This is a genomic window from Pseudomonas sp. ML96, assembly GCF_000761545.1.
GTDB lineage: Bacteria > Pseudomonadota > Gammaproteobacteria > Pseudomonadales > Pseudomonadaceae > Aquipseudomonas.
The window spans coordinates 65650-85165 of record NZ_JPMY01000004.1; the positions used below are offsets into that span (position 1 = coordinate 65650).

The window sequence follows — 19516 nt, forward strand, 5'->3', positions numbered from 1 at the left end:
CTCAGCTGCCCATCCAGGCGCCGCCATTGGCGCCCAGGGTCTGGCCGTGGAAGAAGCTGGCCTCGGCCGAGACCAGGAAGCGCACGGCGGCGGCGATCTCCTCGGGACGACCGAGACGCGCGGCGGGAATCGCCACCTCGCGGGCGACCATCTCCGCGCTCATGTGCTCCACCGAAACCATCGGCGTGTCCACCGGCCCCGGCGCCACCGCGTTGATGCGGATGGCCGGGGCGAATTCGCGGGCCAGCGCCTTGGTCAGGCCGATCACCCCGGCCTTGGCCGTGCAGTAGGCGGCGTAGCGCTCGCGGCCGATCTGTCCCAGCTCCGAGGCGATGTTGACGATGCAGCCGTCGCCGCGTGCCTGCATGTGCGCCAGGGCGTGGCGGCAGCAGCGATACACCGCGTGCAGGTCGACGCCGAGCACGCGCGCCCAGTCTTCCTCGCTGGTATCGAGGAAGGGTTGTTCGAGGATGATCCCGGCGTTGTTGACCAGGATGTCCAGATCGCCCTCGGCGAGCACCCAACCGAACATGTCGGCGACCTGCTCGGGCGCCGCCACGTCGGCCTGCACCGCGTGCGCCTGACCGCCGTCGGCGCGGATCTGCGCGACCAGGGCGGCGGCGGCTTCGGGCTGATTCAGGTGGTTGATCCATACCGTCGCGCCGGCTTCGGCCAGCGCCAGGACGATGGCCCGGCCAATGCCCTGGGTGGCGCCGGTGACCAGTGCGGTCTTGTCTTGCAGCGGCTTCATCAGTGCATGACCTCGCCATGGCTGACCGACAGCGCCTGCCCGGTGACGGGCGCGGCCAGCGGGCTGCCGAGGAACAGGAAGGTGCCGGCCAGGTCGGCCGGGGTGAGCAGTTCGGGCACCGCCTGGGCGGCGAGGATCAGCGCCAGCTCGTCGGCCTCGCTGCGGTCGTTGGCCTGGGCCATCACCGCCAGCGAGCGCATCGCCGCGTCGGTGCCGATCCAGCCCGGGCACACCGCGTTGACCCTGATCCGCCGCGGCCCCAGCTCCCAGGCCAGCGAACGGGTCAGGCCGATCACCGCGTGTTTGCTGGCGACATAGGCGGAGAAACCGGGCACGCCCTTGAGGCCCCAGATCGAGGCCTGGTTGATCACGCAGCTGCCGGCGCGCAGCTGGTGCTGCAGGGCGCGGGTCAGGCGCAGCATTGAGGCCACGTTGTTATCCAGCAGCGCCTGCCAGTGGGCGTCGGCCTCTGCGCCGCGCTCGGCCAACGGCGTGGCGTACTCGACACCGGCATTGTTGATCAGTACATCCAGCGGCAGCTCGCCACGGCGCTCGGCGTAGGCCGCCACGGCGGCACTGTCACCCAGCTCGACGCAGGCCCAGGCCACGTCGGCCAGCGGTGCCAGTTCGTCGGCCACCGCGGCCAGCGCCTCGGCGTTGCGATCGAGCAGTTCCAGGGTCGCGCCGGCTTCGGCGAAAGCCCGCGCCAGGCCGCGACCGATGCCGCTGGCGGCGCCGGTGAGCAGCACGCGTTTGCCGCGATAGTCGATCATCGTCACACCGCCGTCAGGAAGGACACGCCCACCGCGCCGTAGAAGCCGTCGGCACGCTGCGCGCCGCTGGCCTCGACCACGCCGTAGTCGTCATCGATGACCCGGCGCAGGCGGTGCTGGTGGAAGCTCTTGAACAGCAGGTGCATCGGCAGCACCTGGCCGTAGGCGTCGCCGTACAGCTCGTGGTGCAGCTTGCGCAGGCGGTACCAGGGCGCCACCGGCTTCTCGTGGTGGGCGTTGTGGTAGGCGAAGTTGAGCAGCAGCAGGTCGAGCACCGGCCAGCGCACCGAGACCACGTTGCTGAAGGTGTTCATCTGCTCGTAGGGGCGGTCGCGCAGCTTGTCGTCGGGAATCTTGCCGCCGTCTTCGAGCACCGCGAAGGCGTCGTAGGTGTGCTGGTAGGCATCGGTGAAGCGCAGCACGGTGAGCATGATCGACCAGGCCACGAAGTAGAGGATCGCCGCCTTCAGCGACACCGCAGCGAACAGGCCGAACAGCACGCAGCGCAGCAGCAGGGTCAGTGCCACCTTGCGCCGGTTGGCGCGGTGCTTGTCGTTGGTCGTGATGAAGGGCAGCACGATCACGTACCAGTGCATGATCAGCTCCACCGCCGGCACGTAGACCCATTCGGCGGCCAGCACCAGCTTGCGCAGCCAGGCCGGGCATTGCTGGTTGAGGAACAGCTTGGTGTCGAAGGTGATCACGTCGGCGCGGTCGACGTGGTGGCGCATGTGCTTCTTGCGCAGGTCCTGGAAGCCGGCGTAGCAGCTGCCGCAGATCCAGCTGGCGACCTCGCCGGCCACTTCGTTGTGCTTGGGCTTGGCGAAGATGGTGCCGTGGGCGAATTCGTGGATCAGGTAGGCGGCGATGATCATCGCGTGGCCGAGCAGCAGAGTGCCGGCGGCGTTGAGCAGCCAGCTGTCGGCCAGCAGCAGGCCGATGCCGAGCGCGTAGCCGCCGAGGGCGTAGGCGATGGCCAGGCTGTTGGGCAGGCGGCCATCGGCGTAACGATAGAGCTGGGTAGACATGGAAGCCTCCGCAGGCGGCGGCGCGGGGCGCCGCCGACGCTGGTGGTTACTTGGCCAGAGCCTCGACGAACTGGGCGTCGAAGGTGGTGGCGAAGTCGGGGATGGCGGCGATCTGGCCGTTGTCCTTGAGCAGCTTGCCGATCACCGCGCCGCTGCCGAAGAACGAGCTGGTGGCCTCGGACTGCTCGAAGTTCTTGCCCATCTCGGCCAGCGGGATGTTGTACACGCCGCTCATCTGCTCCTTGGCTTCCGCGGCGGTGACGCCGAGCACCTTGCCGATGATGGTCGCCGCCTCGTCCGGGTGGCTCTGCATGTAGGCCAGGCCGTCCAGGTAGCCCTGCATCAGCGCCTTGATCGCCGCCGGGCGCTTGGCGATGACCTTGTCGTCGAACACCAGCACGTCGGTGATCAGGCCGGGAGCGTCCTTGGAGGAGTACACGACGTGGAACTTGTCGCCGGGCATGCCGAGGATCTGCGACACGTTGGGCTCATAGGTCACGCCGACCGGCAGGCTGCCGCTGGCCATGGCGCCGGGGATGCCCTCGGGGGTCATGTTGACCGGGCTGATATCCTTCTCCGACAGGCCGTTGCTCTTCAGCGCGTAGGCCAGCAGGAAGTCGGACGGCGACAGCGGGTTGAAGCCGACCTTCTTGCCCTTGAAGTCGGCCACCGAGGTGATCGACTTGTCGGCGACGATGGCGTCACCGCCGTTGGAGAAGTCGATGGGCATCACCACCTTGTGCGCCAGGCCCTTGGCCACGCCGCCGACGACCTGGTCGTAGGTCAGCATGCCGCCATCGAGGGCGCTGCCGGCCATGGCCGAGGGGATCAGTGCCGGGTCGTTGAAGAACTGCAGCTCGACCTTGAGGTCGTGGGCCTTGTACAGGTCGAGGGCATCGGCGACGTAGAACGGCGCGTAACCGGCCCAGACCACGGTACCGATCTTCATCTGTTCGACGGCTTGGGCGGAGAACGGCAGGACCGCGGCGAAGGTGGCGAAACAGGCACCGAACAGGGTCTTGCGCAGCGAACGCGGGGACAGCGAAAGGCTCATGGCATTGCTCCTACACGTTGGAAATCGGGCACGGGATGACGTCACGTCTCCCGGGCTTTTCTCCCGCCGTGTAGCCCTGATCCTTAGGGCCGGAAAACTCTCGGACCAGCCATCCACTACTGTGGACCGGAACCCTAGTTCGCCTCTGGTGCAGCTCCAATGTGCCAAGCGTCATGAGCGCCAGCCGACTGCAGCCGGCGCGGGTGACTCATCCCGTTCGAGGGGGATTTTGCAAGTCCGGTGCCAGGCCGCCGCACAGGCATGGCAATCGCTCAGAAAACCACCAGCTTTCAGTGACTTGCGAGTTCTGCCCGGATTGCACGCAAGGCTCTGCGGCGGCCCCTGACCAGGCACTGGCGCACCATGGGCTGGCAGGCGCCTGCTTTCAGTGCGCGCCGCCGACGCGGTTGCGCCCGGCCTGCTTGGCCGCGTACAGCGCCGTATCCGCCTCGGCCACCAGCGGCTCGACGGCGTAGCCGCCGGCCGCGCCATGGGCCAGGCCGACACTGACGGTGAGCGCCACCGCTTCGCCCTGATGCTCCAGGCGCAGCGCCTCGACCCCGGCGCGAATGCTCTCGGCGATGCGCTCAGCGGCGCCACGCGCGCAACCACGCAGCAGCACGATGAACTCCTCACCGCCGTAGCGTGCAGCCAGGTCGCCGCTGCGCCGTACCTGCTGGCGCAGCACCTCGCCGACGGCGGCGATGCAACGGTCGCCGAAGGGATGGCCGTAGCTGTCGTTGATGCGCTTGAAGTGGTCGATGTCGAGCATCAGCACCGCCAGCTCGTCGCTGCCCAGCAGCGGCAGCTGCTCGTCGACCTGACGCCGATTGGGCAGGCGGGTCAGCGCATCGGTATAACTGAGCCGGGTCAGCTCGCCGTTGGCGCGCTCCAGCTCGTGGCGCGCCTGCTCTAGCTCGCGGGTACGCTCCTGCACGCGGCGGTCGAGCTCCTCGTTGACCCCGCGCTGCGCCGCCAGGCTCAGCTCGCGTTCGGTCAGCAGGGCGTCCTGAGCGCGAATGCGCGCCGCGCGCTCGCGGTTGATGCGGTCGGCCAGGGCAATCGACAGCAGGATGAATTCGACAAAGAAGCCGAAGGTCTGGCTGCGCAGGGTGAACTGGTTGACCGGCAACGCGCCCTGCAGCGCCGCCACATGCACCGCGGTGCAGACAATCAGCAGCGCCCAGGCCAGGGCGAACAGCGGCGCCGAGGGATTGCCACGGCGCCACAGGCTGAGCGCGGTGACCAGCGCCAGCACGCAGCTGAACAGCGCCACCGCCGGCGTGCCCAGGAGCACCAGCCACTGCGGGTGGAGGAACAGCAGGGCAATCGCCAGTAGCCAGTAGCCAAGCAGCAGGTTGTTGGCCCACAGCACCCAGCCGCCGTAGCGCGGAATGCGCAGGAACACGCGGGCGAACATGGTCGCCGCGAGGAAGCTCCACAGCGCCGAACCGGCGTAGATCAGCCCCGCCGGGCGGCCCAGCTCCGGCCACAGGAACAGCACGCCGAAGCCGCTCAGGCTCAGCTCGTAAACAACCACGCCGAGCAGGTACAGGCTGTACCACAGGTAGCTGGGGTGGCGGGTGAACAGGTACAGGCTGGAGTTGTACAGCAGCACCGCCAGCATGGCGCCGAAGAACAGTCCCAGCAGCAGGCGCTGATCCATCTCCTGGGCCTGGTAGGCCTCGGCGCTGAGCACCTGCATCGGCGCCACCACCGCCTCCTTGCTGTGCAGGCGCAGGTATACCCAACGCTGCTCGCCGGGGTCGATCTGCAGCGGGAACAGCGGTTGCCGGCCGGGCTCGGCCCAGGCGCTCAGGCGCAGATGGTCGCCGGCCTGGAGCAGCGGGCCCCAGTGATCGGCAGCGGGGTCGTACAGGCGCAATTCGACGCGGTCGAGGATCGGCCACTCGACCAGCAGGCGCCAGTCGTTACGCGTGGAAGTGTTGTGCAGGGCCAGACGTACCCACACCGGATGCGCCTGGTAGCCCAGGCTCAGGGAGCGCCCACCGAGGGTGCGCCAGCCCTCGGCGCGGGCTGCCTCGGGGAAGTCCAGCGCCTGCTCGGTCAGCAGGTATTCCAGCCACGGCGCGGGGCGTACCACCGGGCGGTCATCGGCGAGTGGCAGCGGCTTGGCCGAGCAGGCCAGGGTGGTCAGCAGGCAGAACAGCAGAATCAATGGACGCACGGGCAGGTTGATCCTTCAACTCGGCGCCACACAAAAGGACGACAGGCACCAGTCCGTCCAGCATTGCCCTTAATCGAGCAATACGCCAGTACGACTATTCGCCACCCAGGGCGAAGTTGGGCAGGCTGTCCACCGGCTGGGCGAAGTTGAACGGGATCGACTCCAGGGCCAGGCCGACGTTGCGCTGCACCACGAAATGCAGGTGCGGGCCGGTGCTGTTGCCGGTGTTGCCGGAGCGGGCGATCTGCCGGCCGGCCTCGATGTGCTCGCCCTCGCGCACCGCCACCGAGCCGCGCATCAGGTGCAGGTAGACGCCCATGGTGCCGTCGTCATGCAGGATGCGCACATAGTTGCCCGAGGGGTTGTTGCCGCGCCCGCTCTGGTGGTTCTCGGTCTTCACCACCACGCCGCTGCGCGAAGCGACGATGGCCGTGCCCTCGGGCATGGCAATGTCCATGGCGTAGCGGCCCTTGGGCGTGAAGTGGCTGTACTGGCCGTTGGCGCCCTGGGTCAGCTTGAACGGGCCGCCCAGCCAGGGCAGCGGATAGCGGAACAGCAGCGGCTGCAGGCGCGGGTCGCCCATGGCGTAGCGCAGCTTGGGCTTGTAGCGCATGGGCTGGGCCGGGTCGAGCGGCGCCAGGGTGGTCAGGCGGATATGGCTGCGCGGCGGCAGCACCCAGCGGATCGGCCCGTCCGGCGCGCCGGAGACATTGACCTGGCGCTCCAGGCTCAGCTCGATTTCCACCGGCGCGTACAGATCATTGCGCAGCACCAGCGTCTCGCCGGCGTCGTGCTTCTTGGTTTCCAGCTTCACCAAGTTGTCGAGCTTCTCCACCATGCGGTCGCGGAACACGAACACCTGGGCACCGGGCACGGCCTTGTCGCTATAGGTCACCGTGCCGTGCTTGTCGACATACTTGTAGATGGTCAGCGCGCTGGCCTGGCTCGCGGCCAGCAGCAGTGCACAGAGAATGAATGAACGCCCTAGCATAACTTCGCGGATTTATTGGTTATTGGTATCCGGGACGAGCAAGACTAGCAGCGCCGCCCAAGCCTCGCGAGCACTGGCGGCGCGGGCTGTGCGGCAATCGGCAGGGTGATGCCGGGAAAAACCGCGATATCCGACGAAAGGCTCGACGCAGAGCGCTCAATCCGACCTTGGTCGAACTGGCGCGGGCCGGCGCGGCGCCTAGACTGCCGGCCTTCGCATTTTCTGCCTGCCGAGGTTCCGCCATGTATTCCGACCGCATCCGCCTGCCTGCCCTGCTGGACAAGCTGATGAGCGCGGCCGAGGCCGCCGCCCTGATCGAGGACGGCATGACCGTCGGCATGAGCGGCTTCACCCGCGCCGGCGAGGCCAAGGCGGTGCCGCGCGCCTTGGCCGAGCGGGCCAAGGCCGCGCCGCTGCAGATAAGCCTGATGACTGGCGCCAGCCTGGGCAACGACCTCGACAAGCAGCTCACCGAGGCCGGCGTGCTGGCCCGGCGCATGCCGTTCCAGGTCGACTCGACCCTGCGCAAGGCGATCAATGCCGGCGAGGTGATGTTCATCGACCAGCACCTGTCCGACACCGTCGAGCAGATCCGCAACCTGCAGCTGAAGAAGCCGGATATCGCAGTAATCGAAGCCGTGGCGATCACCGAGGACGGCCATATCGTGCCGACCACCTCGGTGGGCAACTCGGCCAGCTTCGCGATCTTCGCCGAGCGCGTGATCGTCGAGATCAACCTGGCGCACAACCCCAATCTGGAAGGCCTGCACGACATCTACATCCCGACCTACCGGCCGACGCGCACGCCGATCCCGCTGGTCAGCGCCGAGCAGCGCATCGGCAGCGGCGCCATCCCGATCCCGCCGGAGAAGATCGCCGCCATTGTCATCACCGAGCAGGCCGACTCCTATTCCACCGTCACTCCGCCGGACGCCGACACCCAGGCCATCGCCGACCACCTGATCGCCTTCTTCGGCCGCGAGGTCGATGCCGGGCGCCTGCCGTCCAACCTCGGCCCGCTGCAGGCCGGCATCGGCAGCATCGCCAACGCGGTGATGTGCGGCCTGCTGGAGTCGCCCTTCGAGGACCTGGTGATGTACTCCGAGGTGCTGCAGGACTCCACCTTCGAGCTGATCGACGCCGGCAAGATGCGCTTCGCCTCGGGCTGCTCGATCACCCTGTCCGAGCGCTGCAACGCGCGGGTGTTTGGCAACCTGGAGCAGTACAAGGACAAACTGGTGCTACGCCCGCAGGAAATCTCCAACCACCCGGAGATCGTCCGCCGCCTGGGCATCATCGGTATCAACACGGCGCTGGAGTTCGACCTGTACGGCAACGTCAACTCGACCCACGTAGGCGGCAGCAAGATGATGAACGGCATCGGCGGCTCGGGCGATTTCGCCCGCAACGCGCACCTGGCGATCTTCGTCACCAAGTCGATCGCCAAGGGCGGCGCCATCTCCAGCGTGGTGCCGATGGTCAGCCACGTCGACCACAGCGAGCACGACGTCGACATCCTGGTCACCGAGATCGGCCTGGCCGACCTGCGCGGCCTGGCGCCGCGCGAACGGGCCCGCGCGATCATCGACAACTGCGTGCACCCGGACTTCCGCGGCGCGCTGAACGACTACTTCGAGCGCGCCTGCGCCAAGGGCGGCCATACCCCGCACATCCTGCGCGAAGCCATGCAGTGGCACATCAACCTGGAAGAGTGCGGACGCATGCTGGCAGGCTGATTTCGGGCCACGGCCCGAATGACCAAGCCGCTCCCGCCACGACCGGGCGCGGCTTTTTTATCGACGCTCGATCACTGCGCGCGAGCGGCAGCGACCAGGCCGTCCAGCCAGTCCTGGTGGCCGTTGATCATCGGGTTGGGCCGGGCACGGGCCAGCTCCTCCGCAGGCTTACCGCGCTGGGTTTCCTGGGTGAGGATGCGTACGCGGCCGCCGGGCAGGTTCTCGATCAGCCAGGCGTGGTGCACGTCCAGGCGCGTCTCGCCCTCCCCCGCCCAGCCATGCCAGGCGACCCGCCCCGGCTGCTCGCCCTGCGGCGGGACGAATTCGTTGCACTGCGCCTCGACCGGGAAGCCGAAGGTCTCGAAGTAGAAGCGCACGCCCTCGGCCAGTTGCGGGCCGGCCCCGTCGTGGAAACGCACGTTGGCGGAATTGCTGTAGTACTCGGGCCAGCGCCGCGAGTGGCTGAGCAGCGGCCAGACCGTCGCGGCATCGAGGCCGGCGACTATCACCTCGTTGCTGGCGAAGTTTTCGGTGGTGCCCGGCAGATAGCCCTCGGGCCAGTGGATGGCGTTCATCTGTGTGCTCCTCGAACAGGAAGAATCGACTGAGCACATGATGGGCGGCCGACCTAAAATAAGGCCAATCGCCATTCGGTATCTTCGTCATCGTGAAGCCTGATATCAGAAACCTCGATCTCAACCTGCTCAAGACTCTGGACGCCCTGCTCGACGAGCGCAGCGTGACCCGCGCGGCCCAGCGTCTAGCGCTGACCCAGCCGGCGGTCAGCGGCATGCTCGTGCGCCTGCGCGACAGCTTCGGCGACCCGCTGTTCGTCCGCGCCCAGCGCGGCATGCTGCCCACCGCCCGTGCACTGGAGCTGGCCGCGCCGGTCAAGCAGCTGCTCAGCGATATCGAGCAGTTGCTGCAGCCGGCGCACTTCGACCCGCGCAGCGCCGAGCTGACCCTGCGCCTGGCCGCCACCGACTATGCGCTGAGCGCCGTGGTGGTGCCCTTCCTCGCCGCGCTGCGCGAGCGCGCGCCGGGCATTCGCGTGGCGGTGCTGCCGGTACAGGGCATGCAATTGCTGGAGCAGTTCGAACGCGGCGCCATCGACCTAGCCCTGGTCACCCCGCAGAGCACACCGGGCGAGCTGCACGCGCGGCCACTGTTCGACGAGCGCTACGTCTGCCTGTTGCGCGCCGGGCATCCGGCGCTGGCCACTGGCGGCCTGTCGTTGCAGGACTTCTGCGCCCTCGAACATGCGCTGGTGTCCTATCAGGGCGGCGGCTTCAGCGGCGTCACCGACGAGGCGTTGGCCGGCCTCGGCCTGACGCGGCGGGTGAGCCTGTCGCTCACCAGCTTCCTGGTTCTGCCACAGATCCTGCGCCAGAGCGACCTGCTCGCCGTGGTGCCGAGCCGCCTGGCACGAACGCAGCCACCACGATGGCGCGCAGCGCTGGCTGCGCGAGCTGCTGGTCGAGGTCTGCCGCGAGGCGGATTGAGAGAAGTGATCAGGCGCCGGACTAGGCGCCCGGCACGAAGTGCTTCTGCGCCGTGCCGCGGGCGATCAGGCGCGACAGGTAGTCGAGCTTCTGCGGGTCTTTGTCGACGAACTTGAAGGTCAGCTGCAGCCACTCGCTGTCGGGCTTGGGCTCCAGCGCCGCCACCGCGTGCAGGTAGCCGTTGAGGCGCGCGGTCTCGGCCGCCTCGCCCTGCTCCAGGTCGAGCACGGCACTCTCCAGCACCTGTGGCAGCAGCTCGGCGCGTTTGACCACCAGTAGCGCCTCCTTGAGGCTCAGCGCCTTGATCACGCAGGCCATGCTGCCGCCGGGCAGGCGCAGTTGGCCCTGGCCGCGACCGGCCGGTGCGGCGGCCGCCTTGGCGGCAGGCTCGGGTTTGGCGAACGCCGCCGCCGCGGCAGGCGCTGCAGCCTTGGCAGCCGGCTTGACCACCTCGGCCTTGCCACCGGTAAGGGCGGACAGCGAATCGTTGGCGAAGGCGCCGGTGCTGAGCATCTTCGGCGGCGCCGAGGCAGCCAGCGCCTGCAGCTTGCCGGCACGGTGCAGGGCCTTCTTGACCTTGGTGATCAGCTGTTCGTTGGAAAAGGGCTTGCCGATGTAGTCGGTGACCCCGGCCTGGATGGCCTGGACCACGTTCTCCTTGTCGCCACGGCTGGTGACCATGACGAACGGCGTGGTCTTCAGGGCTTCCTGCTCGCGGCACCAGGTGAGCAGCTCGAGGCCGGACATTTCCGGCATCTCCCAGTCGCAGAGGATCAGGTCGACGGGTTGGCGGGCGAGCATCTGCTGGGCCTTGCGCCCGTTGACCGCCTCCTCGATCTGGATGCCGGGGAAGTGGTCGCGCAGACCCTTCTTCACCAGATCACGGATAAAGGTGGCGTCGTCCACCACCAGCACACTGACTTTGCTCATCGACCACTCCCTACAACGATGTCGACAAGCATAGCCGGGGATACTGGCCCATGGCCAACGGATGCACCCGGCGCAGCCGGGGCATCCGTCACAGGCTTACTCGGTCTTGCCGGCCTGTACTTCTTCCTGCATGCGCGCCAGACCCATATGGCGCACGTCGGTGCCGCGCACCAGGTAGATGACCAGTTCGGCGATGTTGCGCGCGTGATCGCCGATACGCTCCAGCGAACGCAGCACCCAGATGATCGACAGCACGCGGGTGATCGAGCGCGGGTCTTCCATCATGAAGGTGACCAGCTCGCGCAGGGCGGTCTTGTACTCGCGGTCGATGGTCTTGTCGTACTGCGCCACCGACAGGGCCAGCTCGGCGTCGAAGCGGGCGAAGGCGTCCAGCGACTCCTGCACCATCTTGCGCACCTGATCGCCGATGTGGCGGACTTCGACGTAGCCACGCGGGGCCTCACCGCTCTCGCACAGCTCGATGGCGCGCTTGGCGATCTTCGAGGCCTCGTCGCCGATGCGCTCGAGGTCGATCACCGACTTGGAGATGCTGATGATCAGGCGCAGGTCGGACGCGGCCGGCTGGCGACGGGCGAGGATGCGCAGGCATTCCTCGTCGATGTTGGTTTCCATCTGGTTGATCTGGTCGTCGATCTCGCGCACCTGCTGGGCCAGGCCGGAGTCGGCCTCGATCAGCGCGGTGACCGCGTCGTTGACCTGCTTCTCGACCAGGCCGCCCATCGCCAGGAGGTGGCTGCGCACTTCCTCCAGCTCGGCGTTGAACTGCTGAGAGATGTGATGGGTGAGGCTGTCTTTGTTGATCATGGTCGAGCCCTTGCGAATCTTGATGGAGTTCTTATCGGAGCGTGCCGGCCTTTGGCAAATCGTGCTGAGCTAGGAGGCGGCGCGCAGACAGTACAAACACGTACGGCAAGCGCCGCCGACAACGCGCAGCGCGATTTGCCATAGCCGGCGGTTAGCCGTAGCGGCCGGTGATGTAATCCTCGGTTTGCTTCTTCGCCGGGTTGGTGAACAGGGTATCGGTGTCGCCGAACTCGATCAGTTTGCCCATGTACATGAACGCGGTGTAGTCGGAGACGCGCGCCGCCTGCTGCATGTTGTGGGTAACGATGACGATGGTGTACTTGCTCTTCAGCTCGTAGATCAGCTCTTCGACCTTGAGGGTGGAGATCGGGTCGAGTGCCGAGCAGGGTTCGTCGAGCAGCAGTACTTCCGGCTGCACGGCCACGGTACGAGCGATCACCAGACGCTGCTGCTGGCCACCGGACAGGCCGAGCGCGGACTCGTGCAGGCGGTCCTTCACTTCGTCCCACAGGGCGGCGCTCTTCAGGGCCCATTCCACGGTCTCGTCAAGCACGCGCTTCTGGTTCACGCCCTGGATGCGCAGGCCGTAGACCACATTCTCGTAGATGCTCTTGGGGAACGGGTTGGGCTTCTGGAACACCATGCCGACGCGGCGACGCAGCTCGGCGACGTCGACGCCCTTCTTGTAGATGTCGTGGCCATCAAGGCGGATCTCGCCCTGTACGTGGCAACCGTCGACCAGATCGTTCATCCGGTTGAAGGTACGCAGCAGGGTCGACTTGCCGCAGCCGGACGGGCCGATGAAGGCCGTCACGCGCTGTTTCGGGATGTTCATCGACACGTCGAACAGCGCCTGCTTGTCGCCGTAGAACAGGTTCAGGCCGGGCACTTCCAGGGCGACGGTTTCTTCCGCCAGGTTGAGGCCCTGCTTCTGCCGACCGAGGGCGGCCATGTCGATACCGTGGGTGTGTACTTCGTGCTGCATGGGAGGCTCCCTACGCTAACAATTCGTTCAGGTCGCCCGGCCAGGCCGGGCGACGCCATTAATCAATGATCCAGCGCCTTGTACTTCTCGCGCAGGTGGTTACGGATGAAGACGGCGCTCAGGTTGAGCAGGGCGATCACCAGCACCAGCAGCAACGCGGTGGCGTACACCAGCGGGCGGGCGGCCTCGACGTTGGGGCTCTGGAAGCCGACGTCGTAGATGTGGAAGCCCAGGTGCATGATCTTCTGGTCCAGGTGCAGGTACGGGTAGTTGCCATCGACCGGCAGGCTCGGCGCCAGCTTGACCACGCCGACCAGCATCAGCGGTGCCACTTCGCCGGCGGCGCGGGCCACGGCGAGGATCATGCCGGTCATCATGGCCGGGCTGGCCATCGGCAGCACCACCTTCCACAGGGTCTCGGCCTTGGTCGCACCGAGCGCCAGGGAACCTTCGCGCAGGGCCCGCGGGATACGCGCCAGGCCTTCCTCGGTGGCGACGATGACCACCGGCACGGCGAGGATCGCCAGGGTCAGCGAGGCCCACATCAGGCCCGGGGTGCCGAAGGTCGGCGCCGGTGCGGCCTCGGGGAAGAACAGGCGGTCGATCGAGCCACCCAGCACGTAGACGAAGAAGCCCAGGCCGAACACGCCGTAGACGATCGCCGGGACGCCAGCCAGGTTGTTCACCGCGATGCGGATGATCCGGGTCAGGGTGCCCTGCTTGGCGTATTCGCGCAGGTAGATGGCCGCCAGCACGCCGAACGGGGTGACGATCACGGCCATGATCAGGGTCATCATCACGGTGCCGAAGATGGCCGGGAAGATACCGCCCTCGGTGTTGGCTTCACGCGGCTCGTCGCTGAGGAATTCCCACAGCTTGGCGAAGTAGAAACCGATCTTGGCACCGGTGCCCATGGCGTTGGGCTGGTAGGCGCGCACCACCTTGCTCAGGGCGATCTCCTGCTCGCGGCCGTCGACGGTCTTCACCGTCACGCTGTCGCGACCCAGTTCATCGTGCAGGGCGACCAGCTGGCCTTCGAGCACCTTGTACTGGGCATCCAGCTCGGCGCGCTGGGCGTCGAGGTCAGCCTGGGCGGCGGCGCTCAGCTGATCCTTCAGCTCCAGCTTGCGGCCTTCCAGGCGCAGCTGCTCGAGGCCGTGGTTGATGTGGCCGATGTCGCGCTTCTCCAGGCTCACCTGCTGCGCATGCAGCTCGTCGACGCGCTCGATGCGGCTCTGCAGTTCGCTCCAGGCGGCGTCGCCCTCGGCGACCACCTGGCCACCCTGCTTGACGTTGATCAGGTAGCCATAGAAGTTGCCCCACTCGCGGCGCTCCATGACCATCAGGTTCTGCGGGGTGCTCGGCTCGCTCAGCCACTCGGCCACCACCCAGCTGAAGTCGGCGCCGTAGACCTCACGGTTACCGACCTTGAACAGCTCGCGGGTGAGGAACTCGCCACCGTTGATGTCCACCGGCAGGCCGGCGGCAGCCAGGCGCGCGCGCGGGACTTCTTCTTCCTGCACCAGCTCACCGGCCATCACGCGGGCGGCTTCGCCCGGTACCTGGTACTTGGCCTCGATCACGTCGGCCGGCCAGAAGTGGCCGAGGCCGCGCACGGCGATCACGGCGAGCAGGCCGACGGTCATGATCACGGCGATGGACACACCGCTGGCGGTCATCCACACCCAGGGCGAGCCACTCTTGAACCAGGACTTGAAGTTTTGCTCTTTGGTTTTCACGGACGTCTACCTTTCCCAGTTCTCAGAGCGACGCGTATTTCTTGCGCAGGCGGGTACGAATCAGTTCCGCCAGCGTGTTCATCACGAAGGTGAAGCTCAGCAGCACCAGCGCGGAGAGGAACAGCACGCGGTAGTGGGTACTGCCCACCTCGGACTCCGGCATCTCCACCGCCACGTTGGCGGCCAGCGTGCGCAGGCCCTGGAAGATGTTCATGTCCATGATCGGCGTGTTGCCGGTGGCCATCAGCACGATCATGGTCTCGCCGACGGCGCGGCCGAGGCCGATCATCAGCGCCGAGAAGATGCCCGGGCTGGCGGTGAGGATCACCACGCGGGTCAGGGTCTGCCAGGGCGTGGCACCGAGGGCCAGGGAACCGAAGGTCAGACTCTTCGGCACGCTGAACACGGCGTCTTCGGCGATCGAGTAGATGTTCGGGATCACCGCGAAGCCCATGGCCAGGCCGACCACCAGGGCGTTGCGCTGGTCGAAGGTGATGCCCAGGTCGTTGCTGATCCACAGGCGCATGTCGCCGCCGAAGAACCAGTTCTCCAGGTGGCCGCTCATGCCCAGCGAACCGGCACCGACCAGCAGGATCACCGGGATCAGCAGCGCCGACTCCCAGCCATCCGGAATCATCAGGCGGATCTTCTCCGGCAGGCGGCTCCAGCCGTAGGCGGCGAGCAGCACACCGACCGGCATCAGCAGCATCAGGCTGAAGATGCCCGGCAGGTGGCCTTCGACATAGGGCGCGAGGAACAGGCCGGCGAAGAAGCCGAGGATCACCGTCGGCAGCGCTTCCATCAGCTCGATCACCGGCTTGACCTTGCGGCGCATCGCCGGGGCCATGAAGTAGGCGGTGTAGATGGCGGCGCAGATGGCCAGCGGAGCGGCCAGCAGCATGGCGTAGAAGGCTGCCTTCAAGGTACCGAAGGTCAGCGGCGCCAGGCTCATCTTGGGTTCGAAGTCACTGTTGGCCGAGGTCGACTGCCAGATGTACTGCGGCTCGTCGTAGCTCTCGTACCAGACCTTGCCCCACAGCGCGCTCCAGGAAATCTCCGGGTGCGGGTTGTCGATGACGAAGCGCTGCAGGCCGTTCTGCGACTCGATCAGCACGCGGTTGGCGCGCGGCGACAGGGCACCGACGGTAGTGCCGTCAGCGACCTTCTCGGTCAGCAGGGTGCGGTGCGCGGTGCTGTGGAAGATGCCCAGGTGGCCTGCGCTGTCCAGCGCCAGGAAGCCCTTGCGGCGCTCTTCCGGGAGGATCTGGGTGATTGCTGCATCGTTCAGCTTGAAGCTGCGGATCAGGGTCAACGCGGACTTGCCGTCATCGTTGCGCACCATGAACCACTGGCCGATGCCGCCCTTGCTGTCGCCGACCATCAGCGAGATGCCGCCGAGCAGCGGGTTGACCGTGCTCACTTCGGCATCGCCCTGCAGCAGGGTGTAGCGGCCGTTGAGGGTCTTGCTGCGCAGGTCGAAGACGTCGGCGGTGGCCTTGCCGTTGATCACGAACAGCCACTGCTGGCGCGGGTCGATGATCATCGCCTTGATCGGCTCGGCGATCTGCGGCAGGTCGATGCGGGTCTCGTCGAGGCTGACCTCGCCGGTCATCAGGTTCTCTTCACGGCTGATGTTCAGCAGCTGCAGCTCGGCACCGGTGGAGGCGCTGAGCATCAGGCTGTCGCCGTTCTCGCTGATCGCCACGTGCTCCAGGGCACGGCCCTGCGCATCGAGGGTGATCGGCGCCTCGCCGAAGGGGTATTCCAGCTGCGGCGTGATGGTCTTGACGTTGTTCGGGTAGCTCACCTTGTAGACGTGCTCGAACACCAGCGCCTGGCCGTTGGACAGGCCCAGCACCACGCGGTGGCTGCCGGGCTGGTCCTGGCTCACCGAGGCGATGCTGGCACCAGCCGGCAGGGCCAGCTGGTAGGCGTTCATGGCGATGCCGTCCTTCAGGCCGAAGAACTGCACCTGGCCGCTGCGCGACAGGCGCATGGCGACCTTGTTCTGCTCTTCCACGGAGAGCAGCAGGGCCTCGCCCGAATCGGTCAGCCAGCTCGGTTGTTGCGGCTGACGGGCTTCCATGTCGGCACCGCCGAACATCGGCGCGACCACATAGGCGAGGTAGAAGAAGATCAGGGTGATACAGGCCAGCACGGCCAGGCCGCCGATGGACACGTACCAACGCGCCATGCGGTCCTTGAGGGCGCGCATGCGCCGCTTGCGTTGCAGGGCTGGGGTATCGAAATCGATCCGATGGCTGTTGGAAGCACTCATGCGGTTATTGGCCAGGTCATTCATGAGGAGTTCTCGGACGGGGCATACACAGCCCGCTCGTTGTGAGGTACGTCAATCTATCCGGCTCGTGTGACAGAAAGATTACAGAGCGGTGACGTGACAACGCCCACGGCTCCAAAGAGTCGCGGGCGTGTCGGATGATGCGCCGAGGATGGGGTCCCGGCGCATCTCGGGGCTGCTATTACAGACCCAGTTCCTGCTTGGTTTTCTCGACCACTTTGGCCGGCAGCGGGATGTAACCATCCTTCACTACCACTTGCTGGCCTTGCTGGGACAGGACGAGTTTGACGAACTCGGCTTCCAGCGGGCTCAGCGGCTTGTTCGGCGCCTTGTTCACGTAGACGTAGAAGAAGCGAGCCAGCGGGTACTTGCCGGACAGAGCGTTGGTTTCGTTGGCTTCCTCGACTTCACCCTTCTTGTTGACCAGGGGAACGGCGCGCACGCTAGCGGTGCGGTAGCCAATGCCCGAGTAACCGATGGCGTTGACGGTGCTGGAGATCGACTGGACCACGGAAGCCGAACCCGGCTGCTCGTTGACGTTGGCCTTGAAGTCGCCTTTGCACAGGCCTTCTTCCTTGAAGTAGCCGTAGGTGCCGGATACCGAGTTACGACCGAACAGCTGGATCGGCTTGTCGGCCCACTCGCCGCTCAGGCCAACGTCGCCCCAGGTCTTGATGTCGCTACCGCCGCACAGCTTGGTGGCGGAGAAGATGCCGTCGATCTGCTGCATGGTCAGCTGCTTGATCGGGTTGTCCTTGTGCACGAACACGGCCAGGGCGTCGATGGCAACCGGAACGGCGGTCGGCTTGTAGCCGAACTTCTCTTCGAAGGCCTGCAGCTCGTTGTCCTTCATGGCGCGGGACATCGGGCCCAGGTTGGCGGTGCCTTCGGTCAGCGCGGGCGGCGCGGTGGAGGAACCGGCAGCCTGAATCTGGATGTTCACGTTCGGGTACAGCTTCTTGTATTCCTCGGCCCACAGGGTCATGAGGTTGGCCAGGGAATCGGAGCCGACGCTGGACAGGTTGCCCGATACACCAGCGGTCTTCTGATAGCCGGGGATGGACGGGTCGACAGCGGCGAACGCGGATGCAGCGCCTACGCCAGCGGCGGCGAAGGTCAGGGCCGCCATCAAACGCTTGAGTTTCATGCCTTGCTCCTAAGCAGGAATGGGTTGGATGGAACGGGCCCAAGTATCTGCAGGCCGCATGAAGACTCTATGACTGGATTGTGACAATCAGGTTAAAGCGTGCAAAAAACACGAAGGCCCGCGAACGGGCCTTCTGCTGACGGCTACAAACCTCAGGCCAGAGCCTCTGCCGCGCCCCGGCGCTGCCACAGCCAGACGCCGAGCAGCATCAGCAGCAGGCACAGCGCGGCGACGTAGATGGCCGGGCCCAGCGGATTCCAGGCCAGCAGCAGGCTGACCAGGATCGGCGTCAGGCCGCCGAAGATGGCGTAGGCCAGGTTGTAGGAGAACGACACCCCGGTGAAACGCACCGGTACCGGGAAGGCCTTGACCATCACCATGGGGATGGCGCCGATGGTGCCGACGAACAGCCCGGCCAGGGCGTACAGCGGCACCAGCAGCTCCGGATGGCTCTTGATCCCGGTATAGAACGACCAGGAGCTGAGCAGCAGCGCCAGGCCGCCGACCAGGAAGGTGCGCCCCGGGCCGAAGCGATCGGCCGCCAGGCCCGCCAGTATGCAGCCGATGCTTAGGCAGACGATGGCCACGCCGTTGGCCAGCAGCGCCTGCGCCGCGGGGAAGCCGTACAGGGTCTGCAGCAGGGTCGGGGTCATCAGGATCACCACCACGATGCCGGCCGACAGCACCCAGGTCAGCAGCATCGACAGCAGCACTGCCGGGCGATGCTCGCGCACCACCGCCTTGAGCGGCAGCTCGGCAGCCAGCGACTGGCGCTCCTGCAGCTCGGCGAACACCGGGGTCTCGTGCAGGTAGCGGCGCAGGTAGACGGAGATCAGGCCGAACACCCCACCAATGATGAAGGGAATCCGCCAGGCATAGTCGGCCAACTCTTCAGGGGTGAACACGCGGTTGATCACGCTGGCAGTCAGCGAACCGAGCAGGATGCCGGTGGTCAGGCCCGCGGTCAGCGTGCTGCAGGCGAAACCGATGCGCCGCGCCGGCATATGCTCGGCGACGAACACCCAGGCGCCCGGCACTTCGCCACCGATCGCCGCGCCCTGCAGCACGCGCAGGGCCAGCAGCGCCAACGGCGCCCAGATGCCGATCTGCGCGTAGGTCGGCAGCAGGCCCATGATCAGGGTCGGCACCGCCATCAGGAAGATGCTCAGGGTGAACATGCGCTTGCGCCCGAGCAGATCGCCGAAGTGGGCCATGACGATGCCGCCCAGCGGCCGCGCCAGGTAGCCGGCGGCGAAGATGCCGAAGGTCTGCAGCAGGCGCAGCCATTCCGGCATCTCGGCGGGGAAGAACAGCTTGCCGACCACCGCGGCGAAGAACACGAAGATGATGAAGTCGTAGAACTCCAGCGCACCGCCCAGGGCGGACAGCGAGAGGGTCTTGTAGTCACCACGATTGAGGGGACGCGCGGCAGGCGCGCCGGCAGCGGAAAGCTCGGCAGGCATGGTTATCTTCTTGGAGGGTGCAAGGCTGGCCGCACCTTAGGGTCTGTTGAGGCTTCGGCGCAAGCCGCGTTGCTGCGAAAAATCTCGCCAGGCTAGGCGTGGGAC

General features: G+C 66.6%; 16 protein-coding genes and 1 riboswitch. Of the genes, 2 read left to right on the plus strand and 14 right to left on the minus strand.

Features of this window, described 5'->3' with window-relative positions; all coding sequences use genetic code 11:
- Window position 1 precedes the first annotated feature (1 nt).
- The 6 genes from IP89_RS03340 to IP89_RS03365 all read right to left on the minus strand — a co-directional run bounded on the left by IP89_RS03340 (window position 2) and on the right by IP89_RS03365 (window position 6785).
- On the minus strand, window positions 2–751 hold the full coding sequence (locus IP89_RS03340) for an SDR family NAD(P)-dependent oxidoreductase (RefSeq protein WP_043307697.1): 750 nt from the start codon (window positions 749–751) through the stop codon (window positions 2–4).
- Complete coding sequence (locus tag IP89_RS03345) at window positions 751–1524, minus strand: SDR family NAD(P)-dependent oxidoreductase (RefSeq protein WP_052080935.1); 774 nt, start codon at window positions 1522–1524, stop codon at window positions 751–753. The genes IP89_RS03340 and IP89_RS03345 overlap by 1 nt, the downstream gene beginning before the upstream one ends.
- Window positions 1525–1526: 2 nt before the next feature.
- Window positions 1527–2552 (minus strand): fatty acid desaturase, encoded by a 1026-nt coding sequence (locus tag IP89_RS03350; RefSeq protein ID WP_043307699.1) that lies wholly within the window; start codon window positions 2550–2552, stop codon window positions 1527–1529.
- A gap of 46 nt (window positions 2553–2598) precedes the next feature.
- Window positions 2599–3606, minus strand: coding sequence for an ABC transporter substrate-binding protein (locus tag IP89_RS03355; protein WP_043307701.1), 1008 nt, complete (start codon window positions 3604–3606; stop codon window positions 2599–2601).
- Window positions 3607–3651: 45 nt separating this feature from the next.
- A riboswitch (guanidine-I (ykkC/yxkD leader) is annotated at window positions 3652–3755 on the minus strand.
- Between the two features lie 236 nt (window positions 3756–3991).
- Complete coding sequence (locus IP89_RS03360; RefSeq protein WP_081963154.1) at window positions 3992–5794, minus strand: diguanylate cyclase; 1803 nt, start codon at window positions 5792–5794, stop codon at window positions 3992–3994.
- 94 nt (window positions 5795–5888) lie between these two features.
- Entirely contained in the window at window positions 5889–6785 is an 897-nt protein-coding gene (locus IP89_RS03365) for a M23 family metallopeptidase (protein ID WP_043307702.1), read from the minus strand.
- 242 nt (window positions 6786–7027) lie between these two features.
- On the opposite strand from IP89_RS03365, the gene IP89_RS03370 reads away from it, so the two are divergent.
- Window positions 7028–8521, plus strand: coding sequence for an acetyl-CoA hydrolase/transferase family protein (locus tag IP89_RS03370; protein WP_043307703.1), 1494 nt, complete (start codon window positions 7028–7030; stop codon window positions 8519–8521).
- A 71-nt stretch (window positions 8522–8592) separates the two neighbouring features.
- Here IP89_RS03370 and IP89_RS03375 read toward each other — a convergent pair whose 3' ends face one another.
- A complete protein-coding gene (locus IP89_RS03375) occupies window positions 8593–9096 on the minus strand; it encodes a polyketide cyclase (RefSeq protein ID WP_043307704.1) in 504 nt (167 codons plus the stop codon).
- A gap of 92 nt (window positions 9097–9188) precedes the next feature.
- Between IP89_RS03375 and IP89_RS03380 the strand changes: the two genes are divergently transcribed.
- Window positions 9189–10139, plus strand: a complete 951-nt coding sequence (locus IP89_RS03380) for a LysR family transcriptional regulator (protein WP_256203094.1) — start codon at window positions 9189–9191, stop codon at window positions 10137–10139.
- Here IP89_RS03380 and IP89_RS03385 read toward each other — a convergent pair.
- From IP89_RS03385 to IP89_RS03415, 7 genes are all read right to left on the minus strand, one after another.
- Entirely contained in the window at window positions 10045–10953 is a 909-nt protein-coding gene (locus IP89_RS03385; RefSeq protein ID WP_043307705.1) for a response regulator, read from the minus strand. The genes IP89_RS03380 and IP89_RS03385 overlap by 95 nt on opposite strands.
- 96 nt (window positions 10954–11049) lie before the next feature.
- A complete protein-coding gene (phoU, locus tag IP89_RS03390) occupies window positions 11050–11778 on the minus strand; it encodes a phosphate signaling complex protein PhoU (protein ID WP_043307706.1) in 729 nt (242 codons plus the stop codon).
- A 151-nt stretch (window positions 11779–11929) separates the two neighbouring features.
- Window positions 11930–12763 (minus strand): phosphate ABC transporter ATP-binding protein PstB, encoded by an 834-nt coding sequence (pstB, locus tag IP89_RS03395; protein ID WP_043307707.1) that lies wholly within the window; start codon window positions 12761–12763, stop codon window positions 11930–11932.
- A gap of 62 nt (window positions 12764–12825) precedes the next feature.
- A complete protein-coding gene (gene pstA / locus IP89_RS03400) occupies window positions 12826–14442 on the minus strand; it encodes a phosphate ABC transporter permease PstA (RefSeq protein ID WP_052080939.1) in 1617 nt (538 codons plus the stop codon).
- An 82-nt stretch (window positions 14443–14524) separates the two neighbouring features.
- Complete coding sequence (locus tag IP89_RS03405) at window positions 14525–16804, minus strand: ABC transporter permease subunit (RefSeq protein ID WP_043307710.1); 2280 nt, start codon at window positions 16802–16804, stop codon at window positions 14525–14527.
- A 178-nt stretch (window positions 16805–16982) separates the two neighbouring features.
- Window positions 16983–17948: a PstS family phosphate ABC transporter substrate-binding protein gene (locus tag IP89_RS03410; protein ID WP_043307711.1), complete on the minus strand. Its 966-nt coding sequence runs from the start codon at window positions 17946–17948 to the stop codon at window positions 16983–16985.
- Window positions 17949–18100: 152 nt separating this feature from the next.
- A complete protein-coding gene (locus tag IP89_RS03415; RefSeq protein ID WP_043307712.1) occupies window positions 18101–19411 on the minus strand; it encodes an MFS transporter in 1311 nt (436 codons plus the stop codon).
- Between the last annotated feature and the right edge of the window lie 105 nt (window positions 19412–19516).